This is a genomic window from Ruegeria sp. HKCCD7255, from assembly GCF_013031565.1.
In the GTDB taxonomy this organism is placed as follows: domain Bacteria; phylum Pseudomonadota; class Alphaproteobacteria; order Rhodobacterales; family Rhodobacteraceae; genus Ruegeria.
In genome coordinates this window covers 318,936-337,747 of the sequence record NZ_WQAG01000003.1, presented here as the reverse complement: position 1 = coordinate 337,747, position 18,812 = coordinate 318,936, and the positions used below count along the sequence as shown (strand labels likewise).

General features: G+C 57.6%; 19 protein-coding genes. 8 read left to right on the top strand and 11 right to left on the bottom strand.

Annotated features, from left to right (window positions below; translation table 11 throughout):
• Positions 1–81: 81 nt before the first annotated feature.
• On the bottom strand, positions 82–2,772 hold the full coding sequence (acnA, locus tag GOX45_RS08355; protein WP_171099811.1) for an aconitate hydratase AcnA: 2,691 nt from the start codon (positions 2,770–2,772) through the stop codon (positions 82–84).
• Positions 2,773–2,998: 226 nt separating this feature from the next.
• On the opposite strand from acnA, the gene GOX45_RS08350 reads away from it, so the two are divergent.
• Positions 2,999–3,697 carry a thioredoxin family protein gene (locus GOX45_RS08350; RefSeq protein WP_171099809.1) on the top strand — a complete coding sequence of 233 codons (699 nt, stop codon included), beginning with the start codon at positions 2,999–3,001 and terminating at the stop codon, positions 3,695–3,697.
• Here the strand turns inward: GOX45_RS08350 and GOX45_RS08345 are convergent, their stop codons facing one another.
• The 4 genes from GOX45_RS08345 to purB form a co-directional block, all read right to left on the bottom strand.
• Entirely contained in the window at positions 3,698–4,621 is a 924-nt protein-coding gene (locus tag GOX45_RS08345) for a lysophospholipid acyltransferase family protein (RefSeq protein WP_171099808.1), read from the bottom strand.
• A 94-nt stretch (positions 4,622–4,715) separates the two neighbouring features.
• A complete protein-coding gene (locus tag GOX45_RS08340) occupies positions 4,716–5,813 on the bottom strand; it encodes a flagellar motor switch protein FliG (RefSeq protein ID WP_254445958.1) in 1,098 nt (365 codons plus the stop codon).
• Between the two features lie 67 nt (positions 5,814–5,880).
• The gene (locus GOX45_RS08335; protein ID WP_171099806.1) at positions 5,881–6,423 is read right to left on the bottom strand and encodes a tetratricopeptide repeat protein; all 543 of its coding nucleotides are present in this window, start codon (positions 6,421–6,423) and stop codon (positions 5,881–5,883) included.
• Positions 6,424–6,794: 371 nt separating this feature from the next.
• Positions 6,795–8,102: an adenylosuccinate lyase gene (purB, locus tag GOX45_RS08330; protein ID WP_171099804.1), complete on the bottom strand. Its 1,308-nt coding sequence runs from the start codon at positions 8,100–8,102 to the stop codon at positions 6,795–6,797.
• Positions 8,103–8,190: 88 nt separating this feature from the next.
• On the opposite strand from purB, the gene GOX45_RS08325 reads away from it, so the two are divergent.
• The 5 genes from GOX45_RS08325 to GOX45_RS08305 all read left to right on the top strand — a co-directional run bounded on the left by GOX45_RS08325 (position 8,191) and on the right by GOX45_RS08305 (position 10,679).
• Positions 8,191–8,523, top strand: a complete 333-nt coding sequence (locus GOX45_RS08325) for a hypothetical protein (RefSeq protein WP_171099802.1) — start codon at positions 8,191–8,193, stop codon at positions 8,521–8,523.
• Positions 8,520–8,942, top strand: a complete 423-nt coding sequence (locus GOX45_RS08320; protein ID WP_171099800.1) for a DUF6314 family protein — start codon at positions 8,520–8,522, stop codon at positions 8,940–8,942. Before GOX45_RS08325 ends, GOX45_RS08320 begins: the two co-directional genes overlap by 4 nt.
• A 76-nt stretch (positions 8,943–9,018) precedes the next feature.
• On the top strand, positions 9,019–9,606 hold the full coding sequence (locus GOX45_RS08315) for a biotin transporter BioY (RefSeq protein ID WP_171099798.1): 588 nt from the start codon (positions 9,019–9,021) through the stop codon (positions 9,604–9,606).
• Between the two features lie 135 nt (positions 9,607–9,741).
• Positions 9,742–10,302 carry a hypothetical protein gene (locus GOX45_RS08310; protein ID WP_171099796.1) on the top strand — a complete coding sequence of 187 codons (561 nt, stop codon included), beginning with the start codon at positions 9,742–9,744 and terminating at the stop codon, positions 10,300–10,302.
• Between the two features lie 11 nt (positions 10,303–10,313).
• Positions 10,314–10,679: a hypothetical protein gene (locus GOX45_RS08305; RefSeq protein ID WP_171099794.1), complete on the top strand. Its 366-nt coding sequence runs from the start codon at positions 10,314–10,316 to the stop codon at positions 10,677–10,679.
• Positions 10,680–10,716: 37 nt separating this feature from the next.
• On the opposite strand, the gene GOX45_RS08300 is transcribed toward GOX45_RS08305, so the two are convergent.
• Positions 10,717–11,940, bottom strand: a complete 1,224-nt coding sequence (locus tag GOX45_RS08300) for a bifunctional alpha/beta hydrolase/OsmC family protein (RefSeq protein WP_171099792.1) — start codon at positions 11,938–11,940, stop codon at positions 10,717–10,719.
• A gap of 246 nt (positions 11,941–12,186) precedes the next feature.
• Between GOX45_RS08300 and GOX45_RS08295 the strand changes: the two genes are divergently transcribed.
• Positions 12,187–12,381 carry a hypothetical protein gene (locus GOX45_RS08295; RefSeq protein ID WP_171099789.1) on the top strand — a complete coding sequence of 65 codons (195 nt, stop codon included), beginning with the start codon at positions 12,187–12,189 and terminating at the stop codon, positions 12,379–12,381.
• 3 nt (positions 12,382–12,384) lie between these two features.
• Here the strand turns inward: GOX45_RS08295 and dddP are convergent, their stop codons facing one another.
• On the bottom strand, positions 12,385–13,728 hold the full coding sequence (dddP, locus tag GOX45_RS08290; RefSeq protein ID WP_171099787.1) for a dimethylsulfonioproprionate lyase DddP: 1,344 nt from the start codon (positions 13,726–13,728) through the stop codon (positions 12,385–12,387).
• A 123-nt stretch (positions 13,729–13,851) separates the two neighbouring features.
• On the opposite strand from dddP, the gene GOX45_RS08285 reads away from it, so the two are divergent.
• Positions 13,852–14,598: a DUF3445 domain-containing protein gene (locus GOX45_RS08285; protein WP_171099785.1), complete on the top strand. Its 747-nt coding sequence runs from the start codon at positions 13,852–13,854 to the stop codon at positions 14,596–14,598.
• A gap of 36 nt (positions 14,599–14,634) precedes the next feature.
• Here the strand turns inward: GOX45_RS08285 and GOX45_RS08280 are convergent, their stop codons facing one another.
• From GOX45_RS08280 to glnA, 4 genes are all read right to left on the bottom strand, one after another.
• Entirely contained in the window at positions 14,635–15,540 is a 906-nt protein-coding gene (locus tag GOX45_RS08280; RefSeq protein WP_371808961.1) for a hypothetical protein, read from the bottom strand.
• A gap of 206 nt (positions 15,541–15,746) precedes the next feature.
• On the bottom strand, positions 15,747–16,541 hold the full coding sequence (locus GOX45_RS08275; RefSeq protein ID WP_171099784.1) for a lytic transglycosylase domain-containing protein: 795 nt from the start codon (positions 16,539–16,541) through the stop codon (positions 15,747–15,749).
• 67 nt (positions 16,542–16,608) lie between these two features.
• Positions 16,609–17,256 (bottom strand): MSMEG_1061 family FMN-dependent PPOX-type flavoprotein, encoded by a 648-nt coding sequence (locus GOX45_RS08270; protein WP_171099782.1) that lies wholly within the window; start codon positions 17,254–17,256, stop codon positions 16,609–16,611.
• Positions 17,257–17,378: 122 nt separating this feature from the next.
• Positions 17,379–18,785: a type I glutamate--ammonia ligase gene (gene glnA / locus GOX45_RS08265; RefSeq protein WP_171099779.1), complete on the bottom strand. Its 1,407-nt coding sequence runs from the start codon at positions 18,783–18,785 to the stop codon at positions 17,379–17,381.
• Between the last annotated feature and the right edge of the window lie 27 nt (positions 18,786–18,812).

Here is an 18,812-nt window from a genome sequence, read left to right as displayed (position 1 = left end):
TACCTCGGAGCGCGAGGCAGAGCCTCGCAAGAAAAAAGGACGCCCGAAGGCGTCCTTTCAGATGCTATCCGCTATTCGCGCTCAGCCCGCTTTGGCCAGGTTGCGCAGAACATAGTGCAGAACACCGCCGTTTTCGATGTATTCAATCTCGGGCGCGGTATCGATGCGGCATTTCAGGGTGATCGTCTTCTCGGTACCATCCCCGTAGACGATCGAACAAGGCACTTCCTGAAGCGGTTGGATCGTATCCAGACCATGGATCGAAACTGTCTCATCACCCTTCAGACCCAGGGTCTTGCGAGTGTCACCACCGGTGAACTCGAACGGGATGACGCCCATTCCAACCAGGTTCGAGCGGTGGATACGCTCAAAGCTTTCGGCGATCACAGCCTTCACACCCAAAAGCGCGGTGCCTTTGGCCGCCCAGTCGCGCGAAGACCCCGCGCCATATTGCTCGCCACCGAAGACGACCAGCGGTGTGCCCTGTTCTTGATAAGCCATGGACGCCTCGTAGACCGAGGTCTGTGCGCCATCGGGGCCTTTGGTATAGCCCCCCTCAACACCATCCAGCATCTCGTTCTTGACGCGGATATTGGCGAAGGTGCCGCGCATCATGATCTCATGGTTACCACGGCGCGACCCGTACGAGTTGAACTCGCGCGGTGCCACTTGACGTTCTGTCAGATACTTGCCCGCAGGTGTGGTTGTTGCAAAGGATCCAGCAGGCGAGATGTGGTCGGTTGTGATCATGTCCCCCAGGATCAGCAGAACCTTGGCGCCGTCGATATTTGAGATGGTGCCCGGCTCGGCCCCCATGCCCTGGAAATAGGGGGGGTTCTGGATATAGGTCGAGGTTGGTGGCCAGTCATAGGTTTCCTGCTGCGGAACCTCGACTTCCTGCCATTTCTCGTCACCCTTGAACACATCGGCGTATTTCGACTGGAAGGCCTCGCGGGTCACGGTTGCCTCAACCAGTTCGGCAATCTCGCTTTGGCTAGGCCAGATGTCTTTCATATAGACGTCGTTGCCATCTTTGTCTTGGCCGATCGGCTCGGACGTGAGGTCAATGTCCAGCGTTCCGGCCAGCGCGTAAACTACGACCAGCGGGGGCGAGGCCAGATAGTTGGCGCGCACATCAGGCGAGATCCGACCTTCGAAGTTGCGGTTGCCCGACAGGACCGAGGTTGCGACCAGGTCGCCCTCGGCAATGGCTTCCGAGATCTCTTGCTGGATGGGTCCCGAGTTACCGATACAAGTGGTGCAGCCATAGCCCACAAGGTTGAAGCCAACCTTGTCCAGATCCTCTTGCAGACCGGCGGCCTCAAGATAAGCCGAAACAACCTGCGATCCCGGTGCCAACGAGGTTTTGACCCACGGTTTGCGGTTCAGGCCCAAGGCCGCGGCTTTGCGTGCCACCAGGCCCGCGCCGATCATCACATACGGGTTCGATGTGTTGGTGCAAGAGGTGATCGAGGCGATCACAACCTTGCCCGATTCCATGGTGTAGTCTTCACCTTTGACCGCGACTTCCTTGCCCATGGGGCGCTTGAAGGTCTCGGCCATTTCTTTGGTGAATGCGGCTTTGGCATCGGTCAGTGCCACATAGTCCTGCGGGCGTTTTGGGCCCGAGATGGCGGGAACGATGGTGCCCATGTCCAGCGACAGGGTGTCGGTATAGATCGGCGCGTAATCTGCATCGCGCCAGAATCCGTTTTCCTTCGCATAGGCTTCGACCAGAGCGATCCGATCTTCGTCACGGCCTGTGTTCCGCAGGTAGCGCAGGGTTTCACCGTCGATCGGGAAGAAACCACAGGTCGCGCCGTATTCGGGCGCCATGTTCGCAATCGTCGCCCGGTCGGCCAGCGGCAGACGGTCCAGACCTTCGCCATAGAATTCGACGAATTTGCCCACCACGCCTTTTTCGCGCAGCATTTCCACAACTTTCAGAACCAGGTCAGTGCCGGTGGTGCCTTCGACCATCGCGCCGGTCAGTTCAAAGCCAATCACTTCGGGGATCAGCATCGAAATCGGCTGACCCAGCATCGCGGCTTCGGCCTCGATCCCGCCAACGCCCCAGCCCAGAACGGCCATGCCGTTGACCATGGTGGTGTGGCTGTCGGTGCCAACCAGAGTATCAGGGTACGCAACCTCGTCGCCGTTCTGATCGGTATCTGTCCAGACGGTCTGGGCCAGATATTCCAGGTTCACCTGGTGGCAGATACCGGTTCCGGGGGGAACAACGCGGAAGTTGTTGAACGCGTTCTGGCCCCATTTCAGGAACTGGTAGCGCTCCATGTTGCGCTCATATTCGCGATCCACATTCATCTGGAAGGCGCGCGGGTTGCCGAACTCGTCGATCATGACCGAGTGGTCGATGACCAGATCCACCGGGTTCAGCGGGTTGATCTTCTGTGCGTCGCCACCCAGACCTTTGATCCCGTCGCGCATCGCGGCCAGGTCCACAACGGCGGGAACGCCGGTGAAGTCCTGCATCAATACGCGGGCCGGGCGATAGGCGATTTCACGCGGGTTGTTGCCGCCATTCACGCCCCATTCGGCAAAGGCCTTGATGTCGTCGACCGAGACCGAGAAACCGTCATCCTCGAACCGCAGCATGTTTTCCAACACCACTTTGAGCGCGGCAGGCAGTTTCGAGAAATCGCCCAGACCGGCCTCTTGCGCGGCGGGGATTGAGTAATAGGAAATGGACTTGCCATTCACGCTCAGGCTGCGGCGTGTCTTGGCGGTATCCTGTCCGACTTTGATGGGCATCTAATGGCCTCCCTCTCAAATGACGTGGATTTTGGGATTCGCTGAGGCGTATCTGCATGACGTTGGCCTTCGGTTCAAGAGCTTACAGACCATCTGCGTCAATTTTTGTATACCATTGCACACATTTTTGTGCGTCACACTGCAGTATCTCTCTCGAAACCTTGATTGGAGGCGGAACCGTTAAGCAAGTATTGTGCCCGAAATGCTTACCAGATCGAGTAGTCAAATGTTCCGAGCCGCAGCCCTTGCGCTGGCATCTCTATCGCTTGCGCCCACCGCCCACGCCCAGCAAAACCCGGTTGTGGTCGAGCTGTTCACGTCTCAGGGATGCTCATCCTGCCCGCCTGCCGATCGTATCCTGGAAGAACTGGTCAAACGGGATGACATTATCGGTCTGGCACTGCATGTGGACTATTGGGACTATATCGGATGGAAGGACGAGTATGCCCATCCGGATCATACCTTTCGTCAACGCGCCTACGCGCGCGAGGGCGACCGGACGATGATCTATACCCCTCAGATGGTGATCAACGGTCAGCAGGATGTCGTGGGTGCAAATGCTGCCGAGTTGGCCGAGGTAATCAACTCTTATCTGACCGAAGCGCCAAAAGCCTATGTGCAGGCGGCGCGCGTGGGTGAGGATGTTACGGTTGAAGTGACCCCCGTAGAATTGCCGCAAGGGCAGACCTATGAAATTCGCGTGGTGCAGTATTCACCGATGCGACACGCCTCGATCAAACGCGGTGAGCTTGCAGGACGTGACCTGAGTTATGCCAATGTTGTCGAGAAAACGCAGATTGCCGGACATTGGGACGGGGTCGCGCCACAGAAATTCAGCGCATCTCTGTCTGAGGCACTGCCAGCCGTGGTCTTGGTGCAACGCGTCGGTCATGGCCCGATTGTAGCGGCAACCAAGGTCAAGTGATCAGGGCATGTCCTGCGGTTGAACGCCCAAGCCATTCCAAGCCTTCCAGCGACGGTGGATCCAGAACCACTGGCCCATATGCTGGCGAACCATACCTTCAAGGTCGTCATTGGTGTACTGGGTCATGGTTTTGGGGTCGGTATGCGCAACCGGATCGTGCAGGACGATCTCGAAATCGATGCCATTGGGCTCTCGGACCGCATAGCAGGGGATCAGAACAGCGTTGTATTTGATCGCCAGTTCGGCGTTGAGCACCGAGGTGACGGCGGGCTTGCCGAAAAAGGTCAGTTCTTCACCGCCATGGGCATGCAGATCGGAAACGATGGCGATGATGCCGCCCTTCTTGAGCGAGCGTACCATCTCGACCATGCCCTTGCGCCCCTGCTCGAACATGGGCGCACCGGTTTTGTAGAATGCCTGCACATACATGTCGTTGAAATAGGGGTTTGCCATCCGACGATAGAGGCAGCCGATTGGTTTGCCGCTGCGTGCCTGCAAAGCAATCCGCGCGGCCAGGTAATGGCCGAAATGGGCGGTGATCATCATCACCGGGCGTCCTTCGGCAACTGCTGCGTCAAAGGCGGCGACACCCGAGCCTGAAACCTTGGCATTGCTTTGGCGTTCGATGAAGCCTTCGGGTGAGAAATGCTCCATGATCGCACGGCCGGCATTGTCGGGTACTGCGCGGCTGATGCGACGGATTTCGTCTTCTGAAAGCTCGGGGCAGGTGAGTTTCAGGTTGCGCCGCACGCGCGTGCGAAATCCCACCACAGGTGCCAGTGTGCGCATGATCGCGCCCATCGCACCGATCCGGCGCTCGTAAGGCAACAAGCGCATTCCGCCGATAATACCCTTTAGGGCCAAGTTGATGGCATAGTAGCCTGCAAGCTCGAGACGGCTGCGGTCCGACTTTTCGACGGGCATTCGGGGGACTCACCAAGTGCTGTGATTTTCGGCACCAGACATATCGCCACAAATCGCCAACCACAAGCCGCGCAAGCGGGGGCGCGATGCTGTGTCAGTCTTCGTCGTCCTCATCGGTTTCAACCAGGGTGATGGTTCCGTCGTCCAGCAAAGCCCGGATCGCCGTGACGATCTGAGACATCGCGTCTTCTGCCTCACTCAATTTCACCTTGCCGCGTTCGGCCATTTCCTCGCGCAGGTTTTCTGCCAACCGAATGGACATGTTGGACAACATGAACTCGGCTGCGGCCTGGTCGCCTTCGGTTGCGGCACCGGCGAGGGCAGAGACCAGAACGGGCTGATCCACCCCGCGCAGAACGGCGGGGATGTCGCGGGGCAGGATGCGCGTGGGGATATGGGCAAAGATAAAGATCGATTGCCGGACGGAGTTTGCGAAATCGGCATCTTCTTCGTCCAGTGCGGTCAGCAAACCATCCCGTGTTGTTGCTGTCGACTGGTTGAGAATGGCTCCAACCCGTGCGCCGGATTCGTCTTTGAAAGCCGGGGTCGGGCGCTGATCCAACTGGGCCGCCAGGGACCAGCCGATCCGCTCTACAGCGTCCGGGGTGACATTGGCCGTTTTCGACACCGCATAGGTGATCCGGCGCGCCACAGGGCCGGGCAGATGGCCCAGTAACTGCGCGGCGTTGGCGGTTTCGAGCTTGGACAGCATGACCGCTGCAACTTCGGTGCTTTCGGCCTGCGCGATCTTGGCCAGATCTTCAATCGGCACCTCGCGCAACCGCTGCCACGGATCCCCAATCTGACGGACACCGGCCACTTTGCGCAGCCGAGCGGCGGTGGACGGTGCAATCTTGTCGTTGACCGCGTCCAAAGCACCTGCCAGCCCATGCGGAAAGGCCAGCCCGACACTGTCCAGCGCATTGGCGAACTCTTGTGCCACGGCGGCCAGGGTCACATGATCCACCAAGCCCATCTGGCCCGGTTGATGTGTGAGTTTTTCTTGCAAGCTATCGGGCAATTCCTCAAGCGGGATATCCGCGCCCTCGTTCAGCAGCAGGCGCACAACAATGGCGGCCTTTTCCCGGCTGTTCAGTCTGCGCGGTACAACCTTTGTAGCCGCGTCATCCGCGTCGACAACAGGTTGTTGACGGCCCGGCGTCATCTGTACCAATGCGTTTGTGTCTTGCATCTGCCCGTGAAGTCATAGTGTGATTCACGGGCAGATTAGCGAGGTCGGGGTAAAGAAACCCTGAAACTCAGTAGCTATAAGTCAGCCCGGTGCTGATCGCGTCGCGCAGAGAGGCTTCGGCCCATGTGCCTTCGCCGCCACGCGCCTTGATTTCCCGCCATTGTTCGATCGCCAGGTCGGTGCGGCCTTCGGCGACAAAACCCTGACCCATGTAGCTGCGTGCCAGAAGGTTGTCGGGATTTGCGTCAATGGCCTGCTGATAGAACAGGTTGGCCAGTTCAATCTCGCCCATCTTGCGATAGGTGAAGCCCCAATAGGTTTTCACCCGGTCATCGTCCTGATCCATAACCCGCAAGATGTCCTGCGCATGTTCAAGCTGCCCGTCATAGGCCAGTTCGCGCACGGCATCATATAATTGGTCTTGGGAAAAATTTGTCTTGTTGGGTTTTACACATTTGCCAGCAGCTTCGTCATAGACTCGGCCAAACAGGCATTTCTTGGTTGTGTTCGTCGGCTTGGGCGGGCTGCTATCGCCTCCGCCTGCTGCATGAACTATCGGTGCAAAGGCAAATGCCTGAAGGGCGATGGCCGAAGCGAGTACCAGACGCATATTCTTACTCCATTCTCAAAGTGATCAAAAAAAGCATAGCGTTGCCTTGTAAAAAGCGAACAACGCTGGTGCCAATTTTATTCACAAATTGGAGAAGAAAATTCTCAAGCAGAGATTTTGGTGCAGCTATGGCTGTCTGAATCCCAAACGGTACCCTCAGCGCAAGACTGGGTCTGCTTTGAGTGCCCATTACAGGCAAAGCTTGCAGTTGCTGCAAAAACAAGCGCCACAGCGCAGATGGTTGTCCGGATCATGGTGGTGTCCTTTCCAAAGACTACGCAGTGATCCTATCACAAATTCGCCAGCCTTCCAAAAAAGAAGGCCCGGATTGCGCCGCGCAACCCGGGCCTTCGGCAAAAACTGGCCAGAAATTAATCTTCGCCAAACACGCGGGCGAAAATCGTATCGACATGTTTGGTGTGATACCCGAGGTCGAATTTCTCTTCGATCTCATCCGGGCTGAGTGCTGCGGTGACGTCCGGGTCGGCCAGAAGCTCCTCTTTAAAATCAGTGCGGTGTTCCCAAACCTTCAGCGCGTTGCGCTGTACCATGGCATAGGCATCCTCGCGGCTGACACCGGCCTGGGTCAGCGCCAGCAGCACCCGCTGGCTCATGACCAGGCCGGGGAACTTGTTCATGTTTTCGATCATGTTCTCGGGGAAGATCAACATCTTGTCGATCACGCCGGTCAGTCGGGCCAGCGCGAAATCCAGAGTGATCGTGGCGTCGGGCCCGATCATGCGTTCGACCGAAGAATGCGAGATATCGCGCTCGTGCCACAGCGCCACATTTTCCATTGCCGGGATCACCGCCGCACGCACCATGCGGGCCAGGCCGGTCAGGTTTTCTGTCAGAACCGGGTTTTTCTTATGCGGCATCGCGGATGAGCCTTTCTGGCCCATCGAAAAGAACTCGGCCCCTTCCAACACTTCAGTGCGCTGCATGTGGCGGATCTCAATAGCGATGTTTTCAATGCTGCTGGCGATTACTCCAAGCGTGGCAAAGAAAGCGGCGTGGCGGTCGCGCGGGATAACCTGCGTGCTGATCGGCTCGGGCACCAGGCCCAGTTGATCGCACACATGTTCTTCGACGCGGGGGTCGATATTGGCGAATGTGCCAACCGCACCGCTGATCGCACCCGTCGCAATCTCGGCGCGCGCATCGCGCATCCGTGACAGGTTGCGGTCCATCTCGGCATAGAACCGCGCAAAGGTCAGGCCCATGGTGGTGGGTTCCGCGTGGATGCCGTGGCTGCGACCGATGCGGACTGTGTTCTTGTGCTCAATCGCACGACGCTTGAGCGCGGCCAGCAGACCTTCGAGATCGGCAATCAACAGATCCGCGGCGCGGGTCAGCTGCACGTTCAGGCAAGTGTCCAGCACGTCGGATGAGGTCATGCCCTGGTGAACAAAGCGCGCTTCTTCACTGCCAACATGTTCTGCCAGATGGGTCAGGAAGGCGATCACGTCATGTTTGGTGACCGCCTCGATCTCATCTATCCGCGCCACGTCAAATTCGACGTCCTTGGCTTTCCATACGGCTTGCGCGTTTTCGCGCGGGATCACACCCAGATCAGCCATGGCATCGCAGGCATGGGCTTCGATCTCGTACCAGATGCGGAATTTGGTTTCGGGCGACCAGATAGCGACCATGTCAGGACGGGAATAGCGGGGAATCATTGGCGGCAGACCCTTTTTGTGATTGGGATGAGGCGTTGGCGCGGGGTTTAGCCGTGCTGGTCCAAGGGAACAAGGCACGAGTGGCGGGATGAGACGGTTTGCCCTGATTTTGTTGATCTGGCCGGGTATTGCGACGGCTGATACGTTCAAAACCTTGTCGGGCGATGAAATTCTGACCGCCTTGTCGGGGCAAAAGCTCGATTACGGGCAGGGGGGCTGGCAGGTGTTTGAGCCGTCGATGGTGACAAACTATTTCTCAGGCGGCCCAAGCACCGGGCGCTGGGCTGTGCGGGGGGATCAATATTGCTCGATCTGGCCACCGTCGGACCTGTGGGCGTGCTATGACGTACAGCAAAAAGGCGACGTAATCCGATTTGTGGATGATGCGGGCGGCATTACAGACGGGACGTATTCCGAGTGAGCCTTCCCACAGGATTGACTGATTTCGAAGGGCGTTGGGCACTGACGCGACTGATCCGCGATGAGCGGGCCGGGCAGGTGGTGCAGGCCGATGGTGAGGCTGAGTTGCGCCCCGGATCAGGCGGGTTGATCTATGATGAGACGGTCACGCTGCGCATTCCCGGACAACCTGAAATGACCGGAACGCGGCGCTATTTTTGGCGCGCAGCCGAGGGCGGGATTGCCATCTATTTCGACGATGATCGCTATTTCCACGCTCTGACATTGGGCCGACCCCACGAGAAGGATCATCACGATTGCCCCCCTGACAGCTATGATGCAGAATACGATTTCACAGGATGGCCGCGCTGGAGCGTCCGCTGGACCGTGTCGGGCCCGCGAAAATCCTATGAAATGGAGACCGAATTTACGCGACGATAGCGTAATCATCTTGCAGCAGGGGGCCGGAACGGGCATTGCTGCATGTGCAAAGAGATCCGCAAGTGGAGAAAACGAAATGAATGCGAACGTATTGGCCAATGCAATTGGCCCGCGCGAGGGGACAGCGCTGCGCGTCAAACAGGTTGTACTGGTTGCCTTGGGCATTGTTGCTCTGGCCGTTGCAGCCAAGATCAAAGTGCCGATGTGGCCGGTTCCGATCACAATGGGGACCTTTGCGGTATTGACCATCGGCACCGCTTATGGCGCACGTCTTGGGCTGGTTACCATGCTGGGCTATCTGCTGGTCGGCGCGCTGGGCTTTGACGTGTTCGCAGGCTCGACAGCCGAGAAAAACGGCCTGACCTACATGATGGGCGGCACCGGCGGCTATCTGGTCGGCTATGTTTTGGCGACACTGGCGCTGGGTGCCTTGGCCGCGCGCGGCTGGGACCGCTCGGTTGGCAAACTGGCGCTGGCGCTGGTTTTGGCCAACGTGCTCATCTATGTGCCGGGCCTGCTGTGGCTGGGCCAATTGTTCGGCTGGGACAAACCGATCTTGGAATGGGGTCTGACACCGTTCCTGCTGGGTGATGCGATCAAGCTGGCTCTGGCGGCGCTGCTGATCCCGGCGGTATGGAAACTGGTCGGCAACGCGCGTACCTGATTTCCCTGGATTTCGACAAGAGCCCGCGGCCGGTATCTCCGGTCGCGGGTTTTTTGTGCCCCGTGTTTGCGGGGTGGACAAACAGGGGCATACGCGTCCAATCTGATGGCAGAGAAATCATCAGGTTATTAAGATATGCGCTTTCTTAAAAATTCCGCCCTTGGGGCTTTTACTGCGCTTTTACTGGGCAGCGCTGTGCCTGCCAGTGCAGATACTCCCGTCACCTATACAGATGGTGGCGCGCCGTTGTTCCAGTTCATTGTCCCTGACTTCTGGGCGCTTCGGGTCGGTGGCCCACGCGAGATTGAAGACACCAGCGGCAATGACCCGCGCAGCGTGTCGCGGGTCATGGGTATGCGGCCTGTAACCGATGATGCGGCTTGGATCGGGTTCATTTCGCCCGAAGGTGTTTCGACGATCGATGGGGGGATCCAATACCTGCGCGATATCGACAAGTTCCTGGTCAAGGACCCGCAGGTGAGCAGCAACACGCGTCAGCGCATTGGCGGATTGCCGGCTCAAGTCATCCGCGGCACCGGGCGGCGCGATGGGCGAGGTGTGAACTTTACCGCGACCGTGATCGACCTTCCGCGCGACCGTGTGGCTGTTGGCGTTGCCATCCTTCGTGACAGCGCCGATGCGGGCTATGTTGAGGATTTGAACGCCGTGTTCGAATCCTTCCGGTCACTGCGATAGGAGGGTAGCAAATGGCGTATTCGATCCTTAAGCGAACGGTGCTGGCTCTGGGACTGGGAGGTTCGGCGTTTGCTCTGTCTGGTTGCGATGGTGTCGCTGTCGGGTTTGGCGTCGGCTACGGCTATGATCCGTTCTACGATTCGATGCTTTGGAACGACTATTATCGTCGCGATGTCGATGTGGATATCGACGTTGATCGACCAGTCAGGCCCAATCCGCCTGCGGGCAAACCACCGTCCAGACCAAACCCACCTGCCGGGAAACCGCCCGCGCGCCCCAAACCGCCTGTCGCTAAGCCTCCGGCCCGACCGCGCCCGCCAGTGGCGCGCCCACCCACAGCGCGACCGCCAATCCACCGGCCTGGCCCGCGCAGATAGTTCTGACTGCGCTGCGGGGTGGCCCCGTGGCGCAGACCTATTCAGTGGGCAATAGCTCGGTCGTGATCTGAACTGTCCCTTCCAGGGTGCGATGTACCGGACATCTGTCCGCGATCTCCATCAATTTGGCCCGTTGTGCTTCGTCCAGCGGACCTTGCAATCGGATCTTGCGGCGAAAGACGTCCACTTTGCCTTCGTTGATGGCGAGACCGGCGTCCTGTGCGTGTACCTTGTTGTGACACACATCCACACTGACACTGGTCAGCGGCCAGCGCTTACGCCGTGCATACATGCGGATGGTCATCGACGTGCAGGCGCCCAAGCCCGAGGATACAAAGCCATAGGGCGACATGCCTCGGTCTGTGCCTCCGTAGGACACCGGCTCGTCAGCTTTGGCGTGATGGTGGGGACCGGACTGGATGTCCTGCAGATATCCGCTTGGATCGGCTTCGGTCACACGCACAACACCCTCAGGCGCGCCGATCGGCGGGGCGGGGGGGCTTAGCTTAACATAGCGTGACACCCAGGCGGTGATCACATCTGCTGCGTAATTCGCGTCTTCGATGCGCGTGATCAAATGGTCTGCATCATCCAGCGTCACAAAGCTTTTGGGATGTTTTGCGGCCATGAAGATACTGCTGGCATTGTCGATGCTGACCGTGGAATCCAACGGCGCATGCAGGATCAGAAGCGCTGCGTTCAGATTGGCAATCGCAGGCGTCAGCGCGGTTTCCGAGATATCGTCGACAAAGGCCTTGCCTATGCGGAAAGGTCGACCGCCCAACGATACTTCGGCACTGCCATCCTTTTCGATTTCCGGGAGGGCGGCCTCGAAGTGGTGTGAGACGTGGCCGGGATCCACCGGGGCGCCCAATGTCACAACGGCCTTGACCGACTCGATCGATGCACGGGCCCGTAAAACCGCAGCCCCACCCAGCGAATGACCAATCAACAGCGCAGGTGCCATATTCCGCCCCGCCAGATACTGAGCTGCTGCAGTCAGGTCCTGGACGTTCGATGTGAAGGTCGTATTCGCAAACTCCCCTTCAGAATGCCCCAGCCCGGTGAAGTCGAACCGCAAGACGGCAATTCCCATGGCTGCAAGACGTGCCGAAATGCGCCGCGCCGCCGGGATATCCTTTGAGCATGTAAAACAATGGGCAAACAGGGCAGTGGCCAAGACAGGCCCATCCGGCAGGTCTAACCGGGCCGCAAGTCGGCTGCCGTCATGTCCGGCAAAAGTTACGCGTTCCGTTGGCATTGGGAATCCTTGGTGTTTGGAGGCGGAACCATACTGGGTGCTGACGGGGAGCGGCTCAACCCCTATGTCAGAACCGTAACGGTAAGGTGAGGGACTGAAACTTTGTCTCGAATGATCCAACCGTTCAGCGGAGCATTGAATCTTTATATCACATTTCGTGATTCAATATCGATTAAACATTCATTTTCATTATTTTCGGGCGGCAACCACATTGGGCTTACAGATAAGTCACGAACGGAGGCCAAAATGGCACACGCACCTTGTGTCCCGCACAAACCCATCATTCAGCAAAGCCTTGTCTTTGCGGTTTTTCTGACCGGAGCAGCTGGATTTGCCTTAGGGCAGAACTGGCCGCTTGATATGGCCAGCCAGGACGCTGCCGCCACGCAAGAGGACTGGCATGGCAATGTCAGAAGGTCTAGTTGGGGGCAGAGCGAATAGTTTTTAAGCGGTGCCCATCAGTTGCGCATCGAACGGGTATTTGGTCAGGTTCTCATAGCCGTCTTCGGTGATCAGGACCTGATCTTCCAGCTTGATCGAGAAGTCGCCGCCAACCTCACCCACTGCTGCCTCGACGCACAATACCATACCGGGTTCAATCGGATAGTCATGCGAACCGGCGACCGCCTTGTCAGGATAGGCGACCAGGGGCCATTCGTCACACAGGCCAACGCCGTGCATGAGGCAGCCGTATTTCTGCGCCTGAAACTTTTCGTCCAAACGATGGCTCTTGGCAGTCAGTTCGGGGATCATCACACCGGGTTTCAGCATTTCCATATTGGTCATGATGTGCTCATGGGCGTGCTGCATCGCATAGATCATGTCGGCGCGAGGCTTTTGGTCGCCGATCCACCAGGTGCGTGAGATATCAACGCATATGCCGTATGATCCAATGAGGTCGGTATCAAAGGCAATGATCTCGTTTTGCTGCGTGATCCGGGGGCCGCATTCCTGAAACCACGGGTTGGTACGTTGCCCCGAGGCCAGCAGGCGGGTCTCGATCCATTCGCCTCCGCGCTTGATATTCTCGGCGTGAAGAACGGCCCAGATGTCATCTTCCGAGGTTTTGCCATCCCCCGCATTCGCACGGGCGAATCTTTCCATTTCGGCCACGGCGGTTTCGCAGGCATGGCTGGCGCATCGCATTGCCAGAATCTCGTCCGGGCCTTTGACGGCGCGAGTTTTTTCCGTTAGCTCCTCACCTTCCATGATCTCAAAGCCCTGCGCCTCAAGTGCGCGCAGGCCGTGCAGCATGATCTTGTCGACCGCCAGGCGTTTATTGCCGCCGCCATGTTCGTCGATCAGCACGCGCACCTCGTTCGAGAACACATCAGCCGCAACATCGACCTTGTCGCCACGGTCAAAATAGAACAAGTCCGCGCCCGAGCGCTGCTCGCGCACCAGCGGGTTGAACTTGGACAGAAACGGCGAATTCTTATAGTCCCAGATCACCATATACCCATCGGCGCAGAGCAGAACGGCGCGAAACGGATTATGCGTGTTCCACAGCTGCATATTGGTGCTGTCGGTGGCATAGCGGATATTGAGCGGGTCAAAGATCAGCAATCCACCATAGCCCCGGTCGACAATGGCCTGTGTCAGGCGCTGCCAGCGATAGTTGCGCATGGTTTCCAGGTTTGGCAGCTCAAGCCCGGCTGCGGCCCATTCAGAAAACGCCAGCTGCGTCGGTCCGATCTCGATCCGGTCATTGTCATTCGGTGTGCCGTCGCCCAGAGTTGCCCCTTTGGTTGGGTCGATCTTGCGCGTGTCGCGATATGGAACGTTCACTGAGGGCCTCCATTCTTGCCAGATGACTGTGCAAGGTGCCATTTTGCAGGTCGCAGTTATTTGCGACCGTTTCGACGTCGCTTTTTTACCGACATTTCCGGGTGAGGCTGTTAGTGCGGGCGCATGACTACGATCTTGCAGAGCTCCTTACCCTATGACCCGCTGACTGAAACCGCACTCCCCGGTATCGGCGCTGCTGACGCAGATGATTGGCTGCGTCGGGATGATGCCTTTGATGCGCAAATGCGCCGTAGGGCCGAGGTTTTGCGAGATCATCGCAAGGATGTTCTGGCGATGGACGCGCAGGCATTTGAACCCGCGCAAGAGCTTCTGGAAATGGCTTTGGCGCTACATTACCCTGATGCAGGGGATCATGCGCTGCGCCCGGATGGTGTTCGGGTCAAGATTGATCGCGCCAAGCCACTAGAGACGCTGTGCCATCTGGTGCAGGAAGATCTGTGTATCTTGCAGAAACAGGGTGACGAACACGTTCTGACCGGAGCCATTCTGTGCTTTCCGGCCAGTTGGTGCTTGTCCGAGAAGTTCATGCGCCCTTTGATCGGCATTCATGATCGAGTTGATCCCTATGACGCCAATATCGCCCGCCGAGTCCAACGGCTGTTCGATGGTATCCAGCCCGGCCGCCCTTTATGGCGCTTCAATGCCCTCTGGTATCACGACGCTGAGTTGTATCAGCCACGCAGTGTGAACGATCCACGCGAGATCATGGATCGCGGCTCTGCTCGGTTTCTGCGCAGCGAACGGCAGGTTCTACTCCGTTTGCCAAGAACCTGTGCAGTGGTTTTTTCGATCCACACCTATGTCCTGGACGCTCGAACCCTGCCCAAAATGGAAAACCCCGCCAAATGACGGGGCCTTCCTAGGAGGGTCTTAGGGTTGTCTTGTTCAAAAGCCGATAGCAGAAGTCACTCCGGCAATGGCGCCACTGGTGTTCAGCCCGAAAAGAGCCACTGTAAGAGCGACGACTTGCGTGTTCAGACGGAAATCCTCACCGCGGATCAGATTGACCGCTGCCAGTGACAATGCAATCGGGGCCGAGACGCTTGCAATCGCACCGGTCATGCCCCAGCTGGACAGGCGCAGAATATCGCTGGGTTGCTCCTCGGGCGCACAGGTTACCAAGACTTGCTCGGATCCCTCGCCATCGACGGGTTCAGTGCGAAAGGCGATGCTGAGCAATTGGTCATCTGTCAGCTGGATCGGGCGCGCAGTTGGTTCGGCAAAAGCCACCACATCGGCTTCATGGTTTGCCATGTTCAAACCCGCAAACGGGCCGCTGATCACATCAAAAATCTGCTTCTTGTCACGCAGCCTGCGTGGTGCGAATGAGTCGAATGCGCTGAGGAACTGCTCGGCTGTTAAGACGGTCTTTTCTGACAACCATTCGATACGACGGGTCGAACAGATATCGATCATCCGGTAGAGCATCACGACCAACATCAGTTCCGAGACTTCAGTGTCGTCCAAAATCGCCGAAACCGGAGTAACAGTCAGCGCGAGCCGGTTCTCGGGCTGTTTGCTCTTCTGACGCTCAAGCGTCTTCAACCCGGCTGCATTTTCCATGCGTTGGTAGCGGGGGTCAGCATGTTGCGGGAGCGAGTCAAGCGTCAGCCGTACAAGGTATTGGCTGGACACGATGCTGGCTTCGGTCTCGCTCAGCTGCGCCTTGCGTTCCACTTGGTAGCCATAGTCCTCAAGCGTTGCGGCAACGATGTCACTGAAATGTGTCAGCGCATCCTTAGCTTCACCGTCAAATTGAACGCCTCCGTGATAGTCGTGTTTTGAGGTCACAGACTTTTCCTCTTTCCGCCGCAGTGGTCGTTTTCACCAGCAATCATAAGGAGCGAACTTGGGCAAAATTTGGCGCTTTAAGAAAAAATCGAGAAATATCAGGGATTGGTTACGCATTGGAAACCAAGAAACATTGGATTTCATTAAATTGTTGTGTCCAAAAGATGGCAAGACGGGGCTTGTCCACCCGGTTCGGGATGTGGGTGTTAGTTATCGATTCGCCACGCAATAATCGCAATTGACTGCTGATAGACAGACGCTGCATTCCACTGTTTGATCACCGCAAAATTGGGCTCTCCTTGCTGATAGCCTCGACCGGGTTTCCAGCCTTTCTTGCGAAGGAAATTAGCCGTTGAGGCCAGCGCATCGGTCATGTTGTAGAAGTCAACTTCGCGATCTCCGGTGGCGTCGATACCATAGGTCAGGGCGTTGCCAGGCAGGAACTGTGTGTGTCCCAACTCGCCATGTTTTGCCCCTTTTGTGGCCATGGTGATGCTACCTTGGTCCACCAGTTTCAGCGCCCCAATGGCATGGGGCACAAAAAACTCGGATCGGCGACAATCATAGGCCAGCGTCGTGATTGATGACACGACGGGGCTATCACCCATGAAGTTTCCAAAGCCTGTTTCCATTCCGTGAATGGCGATCAGCACACCTGAAGGGACGCCAAATTGGCGCTCCAGGGCAGCGTAGAATTCGGGGTTGCGTGCCTTGCGTTTGCGGCCTTGGGCCACGATAGCGTCTGCGCCGCGCACCTGCATGAACTTGTCCAGCGAGTATTTAAAGCTTTTCTGGTTTCGGTCGGCTGCGATGGTGCGGGTTGCGTATTGGGTCTGCGCCAGGGCCTGCAGCCCCTTGCGTTTGACACCAGCGCGTTTCGCGGTCTTGGCGAAGTCTGCTTTCCAAGCCTCGAAACCCGCGCTGGTGTTACCGCAGGGGGCAGCTGCAGCAGCGGAAGTCAGGGCGAGCCCCAGAACGAACGCGGCGGTCAATCGAAGCATGTCTTTACCTTTCAGGCTAGGCCATCAAGGTCAGCCTAGGCCGGACAGGTTCAAACACAAGCAGTCTTCAATACAGATCAAGCTCTCCTGCTTCTTTGAGCTTTTCGAACCACTCATCCGGGGTGGACTGAATCCGCGCGTGCTTGACCATCATGGCATTCATATCCGCCAGGCTGGATGTGTCGGGCCAGTTTTCAGGCTGCCAGAGATTCGCGCGGATGACGCATTTTGGACAATGGGCAAAGACAGATCGAACATGGATCAGCAAGGCGAGCTTTGGCGCTTTGCCATTTACCTGCATTTGGTTCAGCAGGTCTGGGTCTTTGCACAGACGGGCAGTGCCGCGCAGGCGCAGCGTTTCCAATTTGCCCGGAACCAAAAAAATCACCCCGGCACGCGGATCGCGCAGGATGTTGTGGAACGTGTCCATCCGTTTGTTGCCGGGCCGATCCGGGATCGCGATCAGTTGGTCCGAGATGAAATGCACAAATCCAGGCGGGTCGCCGCGGGGCGAAATATCGACATAGCCATCCGGGTTGGCGGTTGCGATCAGACAAAACCCCGAAGCGGCAATGAAGTCGCGGCACATCTGGTCCAGCGCTGGGATCTCTTTGGCGACGATCTGCGGCAGCGGATGACCGGCCAGTGCTTCGAGCTCATCGGTGGATGTGATGAAATCGGAATAGGGGGCGAAGGGCGAAGGCTCAGGGGGCATTTGCGGGCTCCGATCTGACTATGCCAGACAATAGTGAGGGATCAGCATGATGTGGTCAAACCGGGGCCAACGAATAAGGGCGCCCCATTGGGACGCCCTTGCATTTCAAATCCAAAAAAGGATTAGCAGCTGTAGTACATGCCGTACTCAACAGGGTGCGGCGTATGCTCGTAGGTTTCGACCTCTTCCATCTTCAGTTCGATGTAACCGTCGATCTGGTCTTTGGTGAACACGTCGCCCTGCAGCAGGAAGTCGTGGTCCGAGGCCAGAGCTTCCAGAGCTTCGCGCAGGCTGCCACAAACGGTCGGGATGTCGGCCAGTTCTTCGGCAGGCAGATCGTACAGGTTCTTGTCCATGGCTTCGCCCGGATCGATCTTGTTCTTGATGCCGTCCAGACCGGCCATCAGAAGAGCAGCAAAGGCCAGGTATGGGTTTGCGGCCGGATCGGGGAAGCGAGCTTCGACGCGCTTGGCTTTGGGGCTTTCGGTCCATGGGATACGGACACAACCCGAACGGTTACGAGCCGAATAGGCGCGCAGAACAGGAGCTTCAAAGCCCGGGATCAGGCGCTTGTAGCTGTTGGTCGACGGGTTGGTGAAGGCGTTCAGCGTCTTGGCGTGCTTCAGGACACCACCGATGAAATACAGCGCCTCGTCGGACAGGTCGGCGTATTTGTCGCCTGCAAACAAAGGCTTGCCGTCTTTCCAGATCGACATGTTGCAGTGCATGCCGGTGCCGTTGTCACCTGCGATCGGCTTCGGCATGAAGGTTGCCGACTTGCCATAAGCGTGCGCCACGTTGTGGATCACGTATTTGTATTTCTGCAGCTCGTCGGCCTGTTTGGTCAGGCTGTCAAAGATCAGACCCAGCTCGTGCTGACACGAGGCGACCTCGTGGTGGTGCTTGTCGACCTTCATGCCCAGACGCTTCATGGTCGACAGCATCTCGGAACGCAGGTCTTGCGCTTCGTCTACAGGGTTGACCGGGAAATAGCCGCCTTTGACACCAGGGCGGTGGCCCATGTTGCCCATCTCATACTCGGTGTCGGTGTTCCAGGACGCGTCGGTTGCATCAACTTCGTAGGATACTTTGTTGATGCTGTTCGAGAAACGCACATCGTCGAACAGGAAGAATTCAGCTTCGGGTCCGAAATAGGCTACGTCGCCGATGCCCGAGGATTTCAGGTAGGCTTCGGCCTTTTCGGCGGTGCCGCGCGGGTCACGCTCATAAGCTTCGCCAGTGTCGGGCTCGACAACCGAGCAGTGCAGGCAGATGGTCTTTTCCGCATAGAACGGATCGACATAGGCGCTTTCGGTGTCGGGCATCAGTTTCATGTCGGATGCTTCAATCGACTTCCAGCCGGCAATGGACGAGCCGTCAAACATAAAGCCTTCTTCCAGGAAGTCCTCGTCAACCTGGTCAGACATGATGGTTACGTGCTGAAGCTTACCGCGCGGGTCGGTGAAGCGGATGTCGACATATTCTGCGTCTTCTTCACGGATCAGCTGAAGAACTGCGTCCTTGCTCATTCTCTCTATTCCTCTGATTGGAGATTA